This is a genomic window from Aeromonas sp. SCS5, from assembly GCF_001887375.1.
Taxonomy (GTDB): Bacteria; Pseudomonadota; Gammaproteobacteria; order Enterobacterales; family Aeromonadaceae; genus Aeromonas; species Aeromonas jandaei.
Map to the genome: position 1 here is coordinate 1 of NZ_LFCS01000010.1, position 16,762 is coordinate 16,762.

Annotated in this window: 15 protein-coding genes, 5 tRNA genes and 1 pseudogene; 7 read left to right on the top strand and 14 right to left on the bottom strand. The window is 57.9% G+C overall.

All coding sequences use genetic code 11. The annotated features are described in order from the left end of the window. Window positions 1-189, bottom strand: a pseudogene (locus BS300_RS21505) (hypothetical protein); the annotation flags it as partial. Window positions 190-331: 142 nt separating this feature from the next. Next, window positions 332-419 (bottom strand) — tRNA-Ser (locus tag BS300_RS13865). 197 nt (window positions 420-616) lie between these two features. Here BS300_RS13865 and BS300_RS13870 point away from each other — a divergent pair. Beyond that, window positions 617-1,366 (top strand): DsbA family protein, encoded by a 750-nt coding sequence (locus BS300_RS13870; protein ID WP_041210895.1) that lies wholly within the window; start codon window positions 617-619, stop codon window positions 1,364-1,366. 276 nt (window positions 1,367-1,642) lie between these two features. Continuing rightward, complete coding sequence (locus BS300_RS13875) at window positions 1,643-2,545, top strand: sulfite exporter TauE/SafE family protein (protein ID WP_071913451.1); 903 nt, start codon at window positions 1,643-1,645, stop codon at window positions 2,543-2,545. On the opposite strand, the gene BS300_RS13880 is transcribed toward BS300_RS13875, so the two are convergent. Further along, complete coding sequence (locus BS300_RS13880) at window positions 2,460-3,275, bottom strand: hypothetical protein (protein WP_071913453.1); 816 nt, start codon at window positions 3,273-3,275, stop codon at window positions 2,460-2,462. The genes BS300_RS13875 and BS300_RS13880 overlap by 86 nt on opposite strands. Window positions 3,276-3,471: 196 nt before the next feature. Continuing rightward, the gene (hemL, locus tag BS300_RS13885) at window positions 3,472-4,758 is read right to left on the bottom strand and encodes a glutamate-1-semialdehyde 2,1-aminomutase (protein WP_071913455.1); all 1,287 of its coding nucleotides are present in this window, start codon (window positions 4,756-4,758) and stop codon (window positions 3,472-3,474) included. 243 nt (window positions 4,759-5,001) lie between these two features. On the opposite strand from hemL, the gene clcA reads away from it, so the two are divergent. The 3 genes from clcA (at window position 5,002) to erpA (ending at window position 7,620) form a co-directional block, all read left to right on the top strand. Beyond that, on the top strand, window positions 5,002-6,393 hold the full coding sequence (gene clcA, locus BS300_RS13890; RefSeq protein ID WP_071913457.1) for a H(+)/Cl(-) exchange transporter ClcA: 1,392 nt from the start codon (window positions 5,002-5,004) through the stop codon (window positions 6,391-6,393). A 93-nt stretch (window positions 6,394-6,486) separates the two neighbouring features. Continuing rightward, entirely contained in the window at window positions 6,487-7,182 is a 696-nt protein-coding gene (locus BS300_RS13895; protein WP_042030308.1) for a DUF6776 family protein, read from the top strand. Between the two features lie 87 nt (window positions 7,183-7,269). After that, the gene (gene erpA / locus BS300_RS13900; protein ID WP_005340225.1) at window positions 7,270-7,620 is read left to right on the top strand and encodes an iron-sulfur cluster insertion protein ErpA; all 351 of its coding nucleotides are present in this window, start codon (window positions 7,270-7,272) and stop codon (window positions 7,618-7,620) included. Between the two features lie 114 nt (window positions 7,621-7,734). Here the strand turns inward: erpA and nhaC are convergent, their stop codons facing one another. Further along, window positions 7,735-9,144, bottom strand: a complete 1,410-nt coding sequence (gene nhaC / locus BS300_RS13905) for a Na+/H+ antiporter NhaC (protein ID WP_071913459.1) — start codon at window positions 9,142-9,144, stop codon at window positions 7,735-7,737. A gap of 302 nt (window positions 9,145-9,446) precedes the next feature. Here nhaC and BS300_RS13910 point away from each other — a divergent pair, with 302 nt between their 5' ends. Further along, window positions 9,447-9,653, top strand: a complete 207-nt coding sequence (locus tag BS300_RS13910; protein ID WP_071913461.1) for a hypothetical protein — start codon at window positions 9,447-9,449, stop codon at window positions 9,651-9,653. Window positions 9,654-9,659: 6 nt separating this feature from the next. Here BS300_RS13910 and BS300_RS13915 read toward each other — a convergent pair whose 3' ends face one another. The 8 genes from BS300_RS13915 to rsmC all read right to left on the bottom strand — a co-directional run bounded on the left by BS300_RS13915 (window position 9,660) and on the right by rsmC (window position 14,531). After that, a complete protein-coding gene (locus tag BS300_RS13915) occupies window positions 9,660-9,932 on the bottom strand; it encodes a late competence development ComFB family protein (RefSeq protein WP_033113978.1) in 273 nt (90 codons plus the stop codon). A 109-nt stretch (window positions 9,933-10,041) separates the two neighbouring features. After that, window positions 10,042-10,127, bottom strand: a tRNA-Leu gene (locus BS300_RS13920). Between the two features lie 71 nt (window positions 10,128-10,198). Next, window positions 10,199-10,284 (bottom strand) — tRNA-Leu (locus BS300_RS13925). Window positions 10,285-10,329: 45 nt separating this feature from the next. Beyond that, a tRNA-Leu gene (locus tag BS300_RS13930) sits at window positions 10,330-10,415 on the bottom strand. A 54-nt stretch (window positions 10,416-10,469) separates the two neighbouring features. Next, window positions 10,470-10,555 (bottom strand) — tRNA-Leu (locus tag BS300_RS13935). Between the two features lie 128 nt (window positions 10,556-10,683). Beyond that, entirely contained in the window at window positions 10,684-12,144 is a 1,461-nt protein-coding gene (gene glgA / locus BS300_RS13940) for a glycogen synthase GlgA (protein ID WP_071913463.1), read from the bottom strand. After that, window positions 12,134-13,351 carry a glucose-1-phosphate adenylyltransferase gene (glgC, locus tag BS300_RS13945; protein ID WP_033113980.1) on the bottom strand — a complete coding sequence of 406 codons (1,218 nt, stop codon included), beginning with the start codon at window positions 13,349-13,351 and terminating at the stop codon, window positions 12,134-12,136. Before glgC ends, glgA begins: the two co-directional genes overlap by 11 nt. A 151-nt stretch (window positions 13,352-13,502) precedes the next feature. Further along, the gene (gene rsmC / locus BS300_RS13950) at window positions 13,503-14,531 is read right to left on the bottom strand and encodes a 16S rRNA (guanine(1207)-N(2))-methyltransferase RsmC (RefSeq protein ID WP_071913465.1); all 1,029 of its coding nucleotides are present in this window, start codon (window positions 14,529-14,531) and stop codon (window positions 13,503-13,505) included. Between the two features lie 280 nt (window positions 14,532-14,811). On the opposite strand from rsmC, the gene dapA reads away from it, so the two are divergent. Continuing rightward, a complete protein-coding gene (gene dapA, locus BS300_RS13955; RefSeq protein WP_043850043.1) occupies window positions 14,812-15,684 on the top strand; it encodes a 4-hydroxy-tetrahydrodipicolinate synthase in 873 nt (290 codons plus the stop codon). Between the two features lie 56 nt (window positions 15,685-15,740). Here dapA and BS300_RS13960 read toward each other — a convergent pair whose 3' ends face one another. Next, window positions 15,741-16,709, bottom strand: a complete 969-nt coding sequence (locus tag BS300_RS13960) for a CYTH domain-containing protein (RefSeq protein WP_071913467.1) — start codon at window positions 16,707-16,709, stop codon at window positions 15,741-15,743. Window positions 16,710-16,762 lie beyond the last annotated feature (53 nt).

Consider the following 16,762-nt stretch of genomic DNA (forward strand, 5'->3'; position numbering starts at 1 on the left):
AAGGGCCATATTGACCACACCCTCCTCCACCTGGACATCAATGGTAAAGCCGAGTCGTTTGGCGAGGGTTACCATGCCGCGATTGCTCGGCATGGTCGTGCCGGAGAGCTGGCCAATGGTCTGTTCGCTGGCGTAGCGGATGATCTTTTCCATCATCAGCTAACCTCTCTCCTTCAGTTCAGAGAGCAGTGGGGGTAGAAAGCAGAGTGTTTAAGTGGTGAATTACAGTGAGGCGGCATATGAAGCGCCATGAAAGATAAAGTGATGGGATATAGAGAAGGGATAACAACAAAAAGCCCACGCAACTTGCGTTGCATGGGCTCGGAATAAATGGCGGAGGAGGTGGGATTTGAACCCACGGATGGTCGCCCATCGCCGGTTTTCAAGACCGGTGCATTCAGCCGCTCTGCCACCCCTCCGCAGCAGTGCGGCGAATATTACCACGCTGATCAGGGTTGTAAATCCCCGGCTGGTTCGATTGCTGGTTAATTGCACGAAATGACCGATTAAATGGGCAAACTGGTTGGAATGAGTGCTTTTTTGGCCTGATTGCTTGACTTGAAAAGAGAGTCCACCACTATAGTGGCCTCCATCATATCCTCTGCAAGATAACATTATGACTATTAAAAATGCCCTGTTTTGCGCTCTGGCGGGCGTAACCTTGCTGGCATCGCCGGTGCAGGCGAGCGAGCTGACCAAGAGTGATGTCGAGCAGATCGTTCGTGACTATCTGGTCAAGAACCCCGAGATCCTGGTCGAGATGTCCAATGCCCTGCGTGCCAAGCAGGAGAGTCAGCAGGCCGAGAGCGACAAGGCGCTGATCAAGGCCCATGCCCAACAGCTTTATGGCAACAAGGATCCCGAAATGGGCAATCCGAAGGGCTCGCTGACGATTGTCGAGTTCTTCGATTACAACTGTGGTTACTGCAAGCGCGCACATCCGCTGGTCGAGCAGCTGATGGCTGAGGACAAGGATATTCGCTATATCTACAAGCAGTTCCCGATCCTGAGCGAAACCTCCTATTTCGCCGCGCGTGCCGCACTGGCCGTTCAGTTGGGTCAGCCCGACAAGTACCAGGCTTTCCATGAGAAGCTCTATGCCCATCAGGGCCCGCTCTCCGATGAAGCGCAGGTCAAGAAGGTGGCAGAAGAGGCCGGTGTTAACTGGAGCAAGGTAGAGGCCAAGATCAAGGATGGCAGCATCGATCAGAATCTGGGAACCAACCGGGCTCTGGCTGAAGCGCTCGGTATTTCCGGTACTCCTGCCTTTATCATCGGTGATCAAATCCTGCGTGGTGCACCACGGGATCTGGCAAGCCTGAAGAGCTTTATCAAGGATGTGCGTGCTGGCAAAAGCATCCAGTAACGTGCTTGTATCCTGACGGAATAAAAAGAGGGTCGGTATTGCTACCGGCCCTCTTTTCTTTATGTCCCGAGTCACAGGTGGTCGTCGCGAAAGGACCATAACAACGTGCGCAGGACTCGACCTCTCGGTCTCAGTAACAAGTATTAGCAGAGTCGTTCGACTTCCATTCGCATTTATTTAAGCGTCCCGCAGTCGCTTGTGAGAGTTGCTTAATTCAGGTCAGGATTTTTTCTGCTGCCTGCCTTAGAATCGCGTCCCTTGCAGGAGAAAACCCCTATGTTAGTTGATATTTTGCGGCTTGTTTTTATAGCTGGCGGTTTGGTATTCATCTTTATGCTGGTACAAGCGTGCTGGCAAAAACGATGCAACGGGAATTTTGAGTCCACACCTTTCTGGCCGGTGGCGCTGATCGGCGGTGTTGCCAACTTTCTCGATACCCTGGGAGTTGGCAGCTTTGCGGTCAAAACAGCCTGCTACAAGCAGTTCAAGCTAATCGATGATCGTCTGTTGCCGGGGACTCTCAACGGCCAGTGTGTGTTGCCGACCGTGACTCAGTCGCTGATCTTTGTCGGCGCAGTAGCGGTGGAGCCGCTGACGCTGATCAGCATGATGATTGCTGCCGCAGCCGGTGCTGCCTGGGGGGCGCGTCACGTCGCCTCGTTTGATCGTCAGACCATCCGGCTGGTGATGGCGGTCTCTCTGCTGGTCGTTGCCGGGCTGATTTTTGCCGGCCTGCTCGGCCTCTTCCCGGTCGGTGGCGATGCCATGGGGCTCAGTGGCTACAAGCTGGTGATCGCCCTGATCGGCAACTTTATCTTCGGTGTCCTGATGAATGTGGGGATCGGTCTGTTCGCTCCCTGCATGACACTGGTCTATCTGCTCGGGATGAATCCGCTGGCGGCGTTCCCCATCATGATGGGCTCTACCGCGGTACTTAGCGTCTTCTCCGCAGGCACCTTTATCCGCAAGGGGGCATTTGATGCCAAGGCGGTGCTGGCGGTTGCCATCTTTGGCCCCATTGGTGTGGTGCTGGCGGCCATGCTGGTCAAGTCGATGGATATGGCGATGCTGAAGTGGCTGGTTGCCTTTATCGTCATCTATACCTCCTGGACCATGTACGCCTCCTGGCGGGCTGCTCGTCGCCCCAGCGTGCAGCTGGCTGCGGATATCGCTGGTTAGCCTGCACCAGTGCTGCTTCCGCTCTGGCCCCGAGAAAGACATAGAGCCCGAGGGCCAGCAGCAATCCCACCGCGCACCCCATCACCCCAATCGCAGGCCAGAGCAGCTCGCTCTGGCCGAGTGACCCTTTGAATAGCAGCAACAACCCTTCGATAGAGACCGCGATCAGGATGGCGGCGATAAAGCGGGTGATGGTGCGTCTTATGGCGCTGTGGCGGAAGATATCCTTATGCAGCAGCACCTCCTCCTCCAGAATGGTTTTGCCCAGATCAAATACCGCCAGTGCCAGCGTCAGAAAGATAATGGCGCTGAGGGCCCCCAGTCGGTTCTGCTGCGCCCCGCATAGCAGCAGATAGAGCTGTTCCAGTCCGTGCCAGATGAGCGTTGCAACGATGAGGAACAGCGCCATGCTGAGTACCACATAGATGGCCTTGAACCAGGGCATGGCGCGGCGCCGTTCTCTGTCTCCCATCAGCCAGGCGATCAGTTGGTTGAGGCAGAGGGTCAGCTCTCGTCCCTCTCCGCGAGCGATCAGTTGCAAGCGGTTCTGCGTGCTCGGGCGTGGCGACAGGATGCAAGCTGGCCCCTGATAGCGGTCGATGCTGATGATAAAGGGGTACTCCTTGAGCGCAGCAAGAGGTGCGCCGAGCAAACCATGGATCAGTGGTGTCAGCTCGACCTGATACTCCTGATAACGTCGCAATACATCGATGGGGCTCATCTCTGCCATATGGACCTCGGTGACGTGGGCTCCTGTAGCGGATGTGCAAATAGTGGGCCCGATATATGACAGGCTGAGCGGGAGCATTTGCACCAGAGGGTGGCAAATAAGCGGGATAGGAGGTCGGGGTGCACCAGAAGCGGGCGTAGATTGCAGATATGGAAAAGGGCCCGTGACGGGCCCTTTGGCGACAAGCAGCGGCGATTTAGCCGGCCAGCTTGGCGAAGCTGCGTTCGGCGGCGGCCAGAGTGTGTTCAATCTCCTTGTCGCCGTGAGCCAGCGACAGGAAGCCTGCCTCGTAGGCGCTCGGCGCCAGATAGACGCCCTCTTCGAGCATCAGGTGATAGAAGCGCTTGAAGCGTTCCATATCGCAGCGAGTGACCTGCTCGTAGCGGGTAATTTCGGGCTCCTCGGTGAAGAAGAAGCCGAACATACCACCCACATAGTTGATGGCGAGCGGGATACCGTGTTTGGCGGCGGCGGCTTTCAGTCCTTCTGCAACACGGGCGGTCTTGTCGCTCAGCTGCTCATAGAGACCCGGCTCCAGCAGCAGATCCAGCATGGTGAGGCCGGCCGCCATGGCCACCGGGTTGCCGGAGAGAGTACCAGCCTGATAGACGGGGCCGGTCGGGGCAATGTGCTGCATCACCTTCTTCTTGCCGCCGAAGGCGCCGACCGGCATGCCGGCACCGATGATCTTGCCGAGGGTGGTGAGATCCGGGTCAATGTTGTAGTGGCCCTGGGCACCGCGCAGGGAGACACGGAAGCCGGTCATCACCTCGTCCAGGATCAGCAGGGCACCGAATTCGTCGCAGATGGCGCGCAGCCCCTCCAGGAAGCCGGGTACCGGCGGGATGCAGTTCATGTTGCCTGCGACCGGCTCGACGATGATACAGGCGATCTCGCTGCCGTATTGGCTGAAGGCTTCGCGCACCGACGCCAGATCGTTGAAGACACAGGTCAGGGTGTGCTTGGCGAAATCAGCCGGTACGCCCGGGCTGTTGGGCTGACCCAGGGTCAGGGCGCCGGAGCCGGCCTTGACCAGCAAGGAGTCGGCGTGGCCGTGGTAGCAGCCTTCGAATTTGACGATCTTGTCGCGGCCGGTGTAGCCACGGGCCAGCCGGATGGCGCTCATGGTCGCCTCGGTGCCGGAGTTGACCATCCGCACCTGCTCCATGGAGGGGACGATCTGACGTACTTTCTCGGCCATCAGTACTTCGATCTCGGTCGGCGCGCCGTAGCTCAACCCTTTTTCCACCGCCTTGATGACGGCGGCCTTGATGGCCGGGTGGTTGTGGCCCAGCAGCATGGGGCCCCAGGAGCCGATGTAATCCACATAGGCCTGACCATCCACGTCATAGAGGTAGGCGCCATCGGCGTGATCGATGAAGCGGGGTGTACCGCCGACCCCATTGAAGGCGCGGACCGGTGAGTTGACGCCACCCGGAATGGTCTGGCGGGCCTGTTCAAACAGCTGATCTGATTTTGACATGGATCATCCTTAATGGGATTTTGGTCGTCACGCAGGAGAAAGCAGTCGATCGAGACTCGGCAGGTAGGGGCATCAGGAGTATGCTTTGCGCTCTCGCCACCCGGACTCTCGGTCTGCTCCCGTGACAAAAATTTAACGGGCCGACTATAGCAGAAAGCCCCAGCCCTGGGCAGCCGAGCAACGCGCCGGGTGATCCTGATCTCAGCTAGCTGAGATATGGTGTTTCCAAGTTGGTGTAACAAGATGGCGCAACAAGCTCTCTCCTCTTCCGAACCGTCCGCCTCGCCGCGCGGGCCGGTTTCCCGAATCATTCGGCAAGACAGGATGCCCTTGCTGGTTCTGCTGCTGGCGGCACTGGTCGGCACCCTGGCCGGACTGGTCTGTGGCCTGTTCGAGTCAGGCGTGCACTGGCTGGCAGAGCAGCGGCTCGCCCTGCTGGCTGATCGCCCATGGTGGGAGCTCGGCCTGCTTGGCTTTGGCTTCAGCGCCATGCTGGGGTGTATCGGCTACTTCCTGACTCATACTTTTGCCCCCGAGGCCGGAGGCTCCGGCATTCCCGAAATAGAGGGGGCGATGGAGGACCTGCGTCCGGTGCGGTGGTGGCGGGTGTTGCCAGTCAAGTTCTTCGGTGGCGTGTGTACCCTGAGCTCCGGCATGGTGCTGGGACGGGAAGGGCCTTCGGTGCAGATCGGCGGCAACCTCGGCAAGATGGTGGCGGATATCTTCCGGCTGCCCAAGGAGCATGGCCACGCCTTGCTGGCAGCCGGTGCGGCGGGCGGTCTGGCGGCGGCCTTCAATGCACCGCTGGCGGGCATTCTGTTTGTGATGGAGGAGATGCGGCCGCAGTTTCGCTACTCCTTCCTGGCCATCAAGGCGGTGGGGATCTCCGCCATCATGGCGACCCTGATGCTGCAAAACATGAAGGGGCAGGGGGCGGTGATCACTCTGCCGCACTACGATGCACCAGCCCTCAAGGCGCTCTGGCTATTCCTCTTTATGGGGGCCACCTTCGGCGTATTGGGCTTTGTTTTCAACAAGCTGGTGCTGGCCTGTCAGGATGGCTATCTGGCGCTGCACCAGAACAAGCGCCACCGTTTCGTCGCCATCGGTATGCTGGTTGCCGGTACTTTCGGCGTGCTGTCGCTGTTTGCCCCCTCGGTAACGGGTGGCGGCACTGAGCTCATTCCTCATCTGATGGGGGGCGAGTATGCGATGGCGACCCTGTTCCTTATCTTCTCCATCCGTCTGGTGGCAACCCTGATCTGCTTCTGCTCCGGCGCGCCCGGCGGGGTGTTTGCGCCGACCCTGGCCCTTGGCACCCTGTTTGGCGTGGTGTTTGGTCATCTGTTCCACGCGGCTTTTCCGGAGCTTGGCATCGAGCCCGGCGCCTTTGCCATTGCCGGCATGGGAGCGTTGTTTGCCGCGACGGTGCGAGCGCCCATCACGGGTATCGTGCTGGTCACCGAGATGACCGACAACTACCAGCTGATCCTGCCGATGATGATCACCACCATGGGAGCCACTCTTGTGGCGCAAGCGCTGGGCGGTCGTCCTATCTATTCCCAGATCCTTGAGCGAACTTTACGGCTTGCCGCGCGTCAAAAGCGGGGTGATGGCAGTGTGGCCACCAGTTAATTTTCACCATCACCGCCTGTGGCTTCGGTTAGGGCGGTATAGTGAAAGGAGGTCGCAGTTGCCGCTGTGAGGCAAATAACGGGAAAGAGGGCTATGTCCAACCTATTGAAGTTATTGGTGGTGTTCGCAGTAGGTGGTCTGGCCGGTTATTTTGCCGGCAACCATCAGGATCTGGCGCAAAGCAGCTTGCTGGGGGTTCAGCAGGAGACGCTGGATCGCCAGAGCAATGCCATCAGCCAGCTCAAGACGGATCTCGGTCTCAAGGATACCCAGCTCGCCACCCAGCGAGCCGCCTTCGAGCAGCTGCAGACCACCCTGAAGAGTCAGGAGGCGCAGGTGCAGGAGCTCAAGCGCCAGCTGGCCTTTTTCGAGCGGATCATGCGCCCGACTGGCGAGCAGGTTGGGGTGGTAATCGACAACCTGACCCTGCAGGAGAGCAGCATTCCGGGTCGCTACCACTATCGACTGGCTTTGACCCAGCCGGCCAAGAAGCGCGAGCTGTTTCGCGGTCAGGTGCAGATCCGGGTCGAGGGGAGCCTTGGCGACAAGCCCAAAGTGCTGTCCGGGCGAGATCTGGGCATGAAGGTGAGCGAGTGGCGCTACTCCCTGCGCTATTTCCAGTTGCTGGAGGGGAACTGGCAACTGCCGGAAGGGTTTGTGCCGGATCGGATCCGGGTCACCATCAACAAGGATGGCCGGCAACCGGCGCAGGAGCTGCTGGTTGAGTGGGCCGATGCGCTTAAGCCGCTAGTCGCCGCACCGCCTGCTCCGGTGCCCGCTGCAGGTTAAACGTGGTGAATACTTGAACTGAATGGTCGGGTATTGGATAATTTCGCGGTTTCCATGTTTGTGGATCTAATGGTTGTGAGGTCAGTAATGAGTGCAGTAGCAGAAGCCCCGCTGCCCATCCAGATGACGGATGCGGCGGCCAACAAGGTGAAGAACCTGATCACCGAAGAAGAGAATCCGGAGCTCAAGCTGCGGGTCTATATCACGGGTGGGGGCTGCTCTGGTTTCCAGTATGGCTTTACCTTTGATGAGAAGATCAACGACGGCGATACCGTGGTCGAGAAGAATGGCGTCACCATGGTGATCGATCCGATGAGTCTCCAGTATCTGGTTGGCGGCAGTGTGGATTACACCGAGGGGCTGGAAGGGTCACGTTTTACCGTGACCAACCCCAATGCAACCACTACCTGTGGTTGTGGGTCCAGCTTCTCCATCTGATCGCTCCCGACGATCAGACGCAACGGCTCTCGGCAACGAGGGCCGTTTTTCCTTGTGCAGATGGTTGAGTGGAAATAAAAAGGCGCCGATGAGGCGCCTTTTTGATTGGTACAGTTAGCGGGAGCTTGCTGCCGCTACCAGTGGAACCCTGTTCACCGCCTTGCCCATGTAGGCGAGGGTGATGGTCACAATGATGCAGGTGAAGCTCAGCCACATGTAGGGGAGGTAGTCGAGGGTGGCCACACCCAGTACCCCGGCCATAAAGATGCCGTTGTCGCTCCAGGGCACCATGCCGCAGGTAAGGGTGCCGCCAAACTCGGCGTTGCGAGAGAGGTTCTTGCGTGCCAGTCCCAGCCGATCGTAGTTCTTGGCCATGATCTTGGGGGTCAGGATCAGCGACACATACATGGCGGAGCCAAACACGTTGGCCAGGAAGGCGGTGCCAATGGTGTGGGTAGTCAGGCTGCCGGCACTGTTGATGCGCTTCTCGAAGGCGCTGGCGATGACGGAGAGGATACCTACTTTCTCCAGCAGGCCGCCAAAGCCCAGACCGAAGATGATGACAGCGACCGAGCCCAGCATGGACTCCATACCGCCGCGACCGAGGATGTTGTCGATGAAGTCGATGCCGGAGGTAATGGCAAACGGGCTGTAGGCAGAGTGCATCGCTTTCACCGGATCCATGTCCTGGAACAGGATGGCCCAGATCAGGCCCAGCAGGGCGCCGAAGCTGATCACCGGGAAGGCGGGCTTGCGGTTGGCCAGCAGGCCAAGCACCAGCACTACCGGCACTATGGCCAGCGGAGTGATGTTGAACTGCTTGTCGAGGGCCCCCATTACCAGATTGACCTGCTCCAGGCTGACGTTGCCCGAATACTGCATGCCGACCACGGTGAACAGCACAGCGGTAATGATGTAGGAGAGCAGGCTGATGGGCAGCATCCCCTTTATATGCTCCACCACGTCGACGTTGGACATGGTGGATGCCAGCACGACGGAGTCGGAGAGCGGGGAGAGCTTGTCACCGAAATAGACGCCGGAGAGCACGGCACCGGCAACCAGAGGCGCAGGTACGCCGAGGCTATGGCCAATCCCCATCATGGCGATACCAGCGGTGGCGGCCGACCCCCAGGAGGTGCCGGTGGCCAGCGAGGTCAGCGAGCAGATGATCAGGGTCGCCAGCAGGAAGATAGAAGGGTGAATCACCTTGAGGCCGAAGTAGATGATGCTGGGCACGATACCGCCTGCGATCCAGGTGCCGACCAGTGCGCCGACGGAAACCAGGATCAGGATGGCCCCCATTCCCTTGGATACCCCATCAACGGCGGCTTGCTCCAGGGATTTGTAGTCATGACCGAGCTTGATGCCAAGCCCCATGATGACGAACCAGGCGATGAACAGTGCCAGCTGGATAGGCAGATCGAGCACGCTGGTGAACGAGAATGCCAGAGCCAGAAAAATGGCCAGACAGGCAAACACCTGCGACATGCTCGGCAATCGGATGTGGTTGTGTTGGTTTTGCATAGATACTTCCTAAACTCTTGCTCGCCAAGGTTGGCTCCTCTCATCCTGTGGATACGCATATCCCGAGGGGCCAACCCAAAAAGAGGCCGCAATCTACCACAAAGTGGGAGGGTTAAAGCCTAACCAAATTGGCAAAATTGCACTTTTGATTGAAAAAATCACAGAATTGTTGATCTCGTAACCCATTTTTGAGCGCTTTATTGGCATAAAAGCCTATTTTGAGTCTTGCGCTGGAGGAGGGTTGCATCTCTCACTTATGAATATGATAATTATTATCATTATCTCTGTGGGGGAGGAAAAAGATGAACTGGGTGGTGCGGGGGGTAATGCTGCTAGCCGGGTTGGTTGTGCTCGTATGGGGCAATGACCAAGAGTATGGCATCTGGAGTCTGGGTTTTCTGCTGGCCGCCTGGATGATGCTTGAGCCCAGATTGAAACCGGCACTGATCCTGTTGCCAGTGGCAGGGCTGACCGGCGTGGTGGCCCTGCTCTGGCAGCATACCGGCTAGTAGGCGTTATGCGTGTTTGACGGGGGCCTGCTTGATCTTCTGTTGGGCCTGCTTGAGCGATTCAACGACATTTTTCTCCATCTCGCTCCGTTTGGCATCGGTCAGGAAGTAGATCATGTCGACATCGTGGCGAATATAGTGGGAGGGGAGCTGGTTGAGGGTGAGGCAGCAGAGATCGGCCATCTGGTCGCTGCTGAGTTTTTGCTGCAGACCCTGCTTTTCAATCTCCTTGAGCACCAGATGCTCGTAGAAGTTGTGAATGTCGGTATCCAGTATCATATGCGTTCCTTGGCATGACGATGGGCGGTGAGTCGTCAAAAGCATAGCCATAACAAGGAGTAAAAACAAAAGGCCCGTCACTTTCGTGATGGGCCTTTTGCGTAATGAATGGTGCGAAGAGAGGGACTCGAACCCTCACATCCGTGGGACACTAACACCTGAAGCTAGCGCGTCTACCAATTCCGCCACCTTCGCACACTGATTTTTTCCAGCTGGTTTTTAGATGCGGTTGGAGCGCATCGCTCTGTTTTTACATGTCAGAATCATGGTGCGAAGAGAGGGACTCGAACCCTCACACCCGGGGGGCACTAACACCTGAAGCTAGCGCGTCTACCAATTCCGCCACCTTCGCACATCGGGTTATCAGTCTGGATTTACATGCTGTCTGATAAAAGCATGGTGCGAAGAGAGGGACTCGAACCCTCACACCCGGGGGGCACTAACACCTGAAGCTAGCGCGTCTACCAATTCCGCCACCTTCGCACATCGGGTTATCAGTCTGGATTTATATGCTGTCTGATAAAAGCATCTGCAGTATGGTGCGAAGAGAGGGACTCGAACCCTCACATCCGTGGGACACTAACACCTGAAGCTAGCGCGTCTACCAATTCCGCCACCTTCGCATCACTGCGGAGGGGGATTCTATAGAGTTTTGGGGGGGCGTCAACAGCCAAAGGGGACTTTTTTCGCTGTTGACGCTTAAAGACATGCCAAAGGGACAAAACTTCAGCAATCTGCCCGAGTGGCTAGCTCAGTAACGACCCAATGCGCTCAGATACATCTGCTCGTACTGGGTGACCGAGTCGGGCCAGTTGAAGCGGGTGTTCATGGCGTTGCGCTGCACCTCGGCAAATTTTTCCCTGTCTTGCAGGAAGTAGAGCAGGCTGCGGCGCATGGTATCGAGCAAAATGGCGGCGGTCGGGTCATTGAAGCAGAAGCCGGTGGCATGTTCGGGATCGGCATCCCAGTCGACCACGGTATCTTTCAGCCCACCAACGGCCCGCACCAGTGGCAGGGTGCCATAGGCCAGGCTGTACATCTGGTTGAGCCCACAAGGTTCAAACAGAGAGGGCATCAGGAAGAAGTCCGCTCCGGCTTCAACCAGATGGGCCAGTCGGTCATCATAGGCATTGATGAAGGCGAGTTTGTCCGGGTAATCCCGGGCCATGGTTTGCAGTTGCGTGGCGAGCGCAGGATCGCCAGAGCCGACGATCACCACTTGTACCTGATGGTGGAGAAATTTCTCCAGCGCCGGGATCAGCAGGGGGACTCCCTTCTGTTCGGTCAGGCGGCATACCATGCCATAGATAGGCAGGTTTGCGACTGGTAGACCCACCTCTTGTTGCAGGCTCTCTTTGCACACCTGTTTGCCGGTCAGATTGTCGACGCTATAGGTTGCGGGCAGGAGTTCGTCGAATTCGGGATCCCAGTCTTTGTAGTCGCAGCCATTGAGGATGCCGCAAAGGTCGGCAGCCCGTTGCTGGAAGATGTGTGCCATGCCGTGGGCACCAAGGTGAGTCAGCAGCTCCTGGGCATAGTTGGGGCTGACCGCGTTGATCTTGTCAGCATACAGAACCCCGCACTTGAGCAGGTTTACGTGGCCGTAGTCATAGTTGATGCGGCGCTCGTAGTCGGCGATCTCGGGCATGGCCCAGAACTGCTCCCGCCCGAATACCCCCTGAAACGCCGCGTTGTGAATACTGATCACGCTGCGAGTCTGCTGGAAGAAGGGGTTGTGGGCATGACGGGTTTTCAATAGCAGCGGCAACAGGCCGGTGTGCCAGTCGTTGCAGTGGGCGATGTCCGGGGCGAAACCAAGTTGCTCGCAGGCATGGAGGGCTGCTGCCGAGAAGAAGGCAAAGCGCTCGCCGTTGTCCGGATAAGCCTGATTATTTTCAGCATAAAGCTGGGGACGGTCGAAATATTGCGGGCAGTCGATGAGATAGATGCAAACACCATCCAGCTCCATCTGGTAGATGCGATAACCGATATCCGGCAGACCCGGGTGGGTGGGCAGCCAGCGCGATGCCACCAGTTTTGCCTCATCCCGATGTTTTATCGTCTTGTAGAAGGGGAGCATGATTCTGACATCATGCCCCTTCTGGGCCAGATACATTGGCAGCGCTCTGGCAACATCCGCCAGGCCACCAGTCTTGACCAGCCCCTCGACCTCCGAGGCAACAAACAGGATTTTCAGTGGGTTAATAGCCAACTCTTGCTCCCTTAGGTACCACCACGATACCGCCTTCGGATACGGTAAATCGTTCTCTATCGTGGTCGAGATTTTCACCGATAACGGTGCCTGGCGCAATTTCAACGTTTTTATCAATGATGGCGCGCCGGATGGAGCACCCTTCGCCAATCTTTACATCCCCCAGCAGGACGGACTCGCTGATGTGGCTGCAGGCGCCGATGTTGCAGCGAAAACCGAGGATGGAGCGCTGGATCTGGCTGCCCTGAATGAAGCAACCTGCGGAGATGAGCGAGTTGGCGATCTTCACCTTGCACTCGTCACTGTCGATGAAGGTGGCTGGCGGCAGGGCCGGATAGTGGGTGTGCAGCGGCCACTTGCGGTTGTAGAGAGAGAAGAGAGGGTTGTCGGCCACCAAATCCATGTGTGCCTGCCAGTAGGAGTCTAGGGTGCCCACATCGCGCCAGTAGACGTTGGGTTTTTCGCCCGGGATCACGTTGGTACTGTAGTCGTAGACATAGACCGGCGCCCTTGGGTAGAGGCTGGGGATCACATCCTTGCCAAAGTCATGACTGGAGTTCTCCTCCGCGGCATCCCGTTTCAACTCGCGGCAGAGTGCCTCGGTCTCGAAGATGTAGTTGCCCATGGAGACCAGGGCCTGGGTGGGATCGCCAGGAATGTGTTTCGGCTGTTTCGGTTTCTCCTGAAAGCCGATCATCCGCCCTTCGGCATCCACCTCGATCACCCCGAACGAGCTGGCTTCTGCAATCGGCATGCGCAGGGCTGCCACTGTCATGGCGGCATTTTTCTGCTTGTGGAAGCTCACCATCTGGCTCACATCCATCTTGTAGATGTGGTCGGAGCCGAAGATGCAGACATGATCCGGTTCGGCCCGCTCGATAAAGCCGAGGTTCTGGTAGATGGCGTCGGCGGTGCCGTCATACCAGCGCTTGCCCATCCGCATCTGGGCCGGAATGGGATCGATAAAGCGGTCAGTGATGCCGACGATATTCCAGCCCTTCTTCATGTGCAGATAGAGGGACTGGGATTTGAACTGGGTGAGGACGTAGATGCGCAGAAAGTCTGCGTTGACGAAATTGTTGAGGACAAAGTCGATTAGCCGGTAGCTGCCACCAAATGGTACCGACGGCTTGCTGCGGGTGGTTGTCAAAGGCTGCAGGCGAGTACCTTCACCTCCGGCCAGGATCATGGTCAAAATGCCAGCCATCGTATTTCTCTCCCTGAATAAACATGTATGAAAAGGTTTTCAACCTTCGGCATAAAAACACCCCTAAAGGGGTGTTTTTGCTGTGCTTCTAGTACCTTATCAGATTCCGGATGGCGCTCTCTAGCGGTTTTATTGTACTGCTTACACTTATTTACACTTTGCTCAGATAGACCTTGAATTTGGCGTCGCTGTTGCTCACTTCCGTCCGTTTGAAGTGTGCTTCCAGTATAGGCTGATAGCGCAGGAATGCGTTGGCAACAATGGTCAGGCTGCCATGGGGGCGCAAAAATTCAGGCGCCTTGGCGAGGAAGGTTTCGGTCGCCGCATAGAAGGTCTTGAGTCCGGCATGGAAAGGGGGATTGGAGAGAATCTGGTCAAAGCTTCCCGTGATGTCGGAGTAGACGTCAGAGGCATGAACTTCCCCTTGCAAACCGTTGATGGCCAGAGTGCGGCGGCTTGACTCCAGCGCCAGCGCATTGATGTCCACCATGGTGACCTTGAGCTCGGGATTGCGTTTGGCCAGCACGGAGCCAATTACCCCGGCACCGCAACCGAAATCGAGCAGTGAACCCTTCATGGCCGGCACGGTGGCCAGCAACATCTGGGTGCCGAGGTCCAGCTCGGCGGCGCTGAAAACGCCGGGCAACGCCAGCACGGTCAGCTCGGTCTCGCCGGCCCTGCACTGATAGCGGCCAAACCAGCTATCCAGATAGAACGGGGCGACCGGTTTGCTCAGTTCGCCATGATAGAGAGAGCAGCGGCGTGCCGAGTCGCGCTTGATCGGCTTGTCGCCATAAGGGGCCAGCAGCTTGTCTGCGCCATTGATGCCGCCACGGTTTTCGCCGGCCAGGAACAGATCGGCGCCCGCTTCCAGCAGGGGGGTCATCATGGCCAGCAGATATTGCGCCTCGGCTTTCGCCTTGGGCATCAGCAGTAACAGAGCATCGAAGCGGGGAGCTCCGCCCAGCTGGTGGTCGAACAGGATAGCCTTGCCGAGGGCCGCCTGCTGGCTGCGGTAGTAGCAGTAATCGGTGGTAAAGACGGTCAGGGTCTGGGCCAGAGTGGCCAGCTGGCGGGGGTAGTCATCCTCCAGTGCGCCACAGACAAGTAGCCGCTTGCCGACAAAGAGGGCTTGGTTTCGTTCCAGCATCTGGCTGACGGCACTGATTGGGCTGCTCATCGGGTCTCTCCACGCAATTTTGGGCGGCCATTATACATAGCCCCTTTCGCCTTGACATTTATGCCGTGTTCCCGAAATATGCCCAGACACCATTTTTTGAGCAGAGATGAGTCAATGCGGTTCAACGGGTTGAAACGAAAGCATAAAAAAAGCCTGAAATTCGGGCCTGCTGACGTTCGCGCGTAACCTCTCATTCCTGAGAAGATTCAAACCCCGGTTGCGCACATCGAACCGGGGTTTTTTATTGCCATATGAGCGTCAAACCGGAGAAGGAGATCCCATGTTTCAAGGTTCAATCGTTGCGTTGATTACCCCGTTTCGACAGGGAAAACTGGATGAAGAGGCGCTGCTGCGTCTGGTGGAGTGGCATATCGAGCAGGGTACTCACGGCATTGTGCCGGTCGGTACCACGGGTGAGAGCCCGACCCTGACCCACGACGAGCACTGCCGGGTGGTGGAGCTGGTGGTCAAACAGGTCGCTGGCCGTATTCCGGTGATTGCCGGAGCTGGCTCCAACAATCCGGTCGAGGCGATCGAATATACCCAGTATGCCGAGCGGGTCGGTGCCGATGCCACCCTGCATGTGGCCGGTTACTACAACCGCCCCAATCAGGAGGGACTCTACCACCACTTCAAGGCAGTGCACGACGCAACCAGCAAACCCATCATCGTCTATAACATTCCGCCGCGCGCCATCGTTGATGTGCAACCCGCGACCTTGGCTCGTCTGGCCGAGCTGCCACGGATTGCCGGGGTGAAAGACGCCACTGGCGATCTGGCACGTCCCTGGACCGAACGCCAGCTGATCAAAAAGCCCTTTGCCTGGCTCTCCGGTGAGGATGCCACCGCTGTTGCCTACAACATCGGCGGTGGTCAGGGCTGTATCTCGGTGACCGCCAATGTGGCCCCCAAGCTGGTGGCCGAGGTGCAAAATCTGGCGCTGGCTGGCAAGTGGCAAGAAGCGCGTGAACTGCAAGACAAGCTGATTCCGCTTCATCAGGCGATGTTTGCCGAGCCGAGCCCGGCTGGTGCCAAATATGCCGCTTCCCTGCTCGGTTTCTGTAGCGAAGAGTGCCGCCTGCCGGTGATGCCACTGTCGGAAGCGACTCGCGAGCGCATTCGCAGCGCCATGCAGCAGCTCAACCTGCTGTAATGCAAAACGGGTGAGTCAAGGCTCACCCGTTTTGTTTGCTGTATCAGATGGGCCGCTCAGCGTGTGCTGTGCAGCCAGTCGGCGATAGCCAGCTGCAGTGCGACATAATCCGCTGAGAGGAAGAGGTTGCCCAGCTCGGCGGGCCACAGGCGATCAGAGACCGGCGCGGCTTGCAGATGCGCCAGCAGGCTTGCCAGCTCTGAACCCCAAAGGGTCGGCTGCGTCAGCTCGGCCACTCGACGTTCAATCAGCGCAATCCCTTCACACAGGGCGGCGAATGCTTGCTGCCGAATAGTTTCATTCTGCAGATTTTCCAGCCAGAGCTGCTCGTGGTGCTGCCAGTGACTCAGGCCGGCGGCGATGGCAGTTGCCACATCCATGGCTTCGCTGGTGGCCAGAGATTGCAGGGCCAGCGGCTTGCCGAGCCCGGCGAGTCGATAACCGCGCTGCGCCTTGGATTGCGCCCCCAGACGCACGCCACCCAGCCGGGCGAGGCGCTGCGCCAGTGCAAACAGCGCCTTGGTATCACCCGACTTGAGCTCCAGTTCCAGCTCGTTGATCGCCGTGCTCCCCTGACTGCCGACTATCTCCCCCTGATCCCAGGCCAGCTCGATCTCGGCACCCTCGAAGGTGATGAGCCAGTGGCGGCGCAGGAAGTCGGTACTGAATTGTGCGACCAGCTGCTGCTGGATGCGGTCACGTTCTGTCACATCGGGCCAGATTTCTGCGGGAAAGGCGCTCAATGTCGGCAGATCACCACCAATAGGCGCATTGTATTCGGGTCTGGCATGCAGGCCACCCACCGCCTGGCCGCGGCATTTCATGGTCTGTTCTGCGTAGGCATCGCAGCGGCGAATGCGCAGCCCCATGTCCAGACGACGCAGGTCGAGGGTCGGCGTGTCAAAATAGACGTTGCCGAGCTGCTGTTGTGATGATTCTTTAATCTCAAAAGAATTCAACAGGTTGGATAAATCTGCCGCAATGTCGCGGGCGACAAAAAACTTTATCTCGATCTCAGTTTGCATACTCATTCCGGGCTGGCAGGCAACTTTGGGGGGCAGGAATCGGGTCGCGGGGA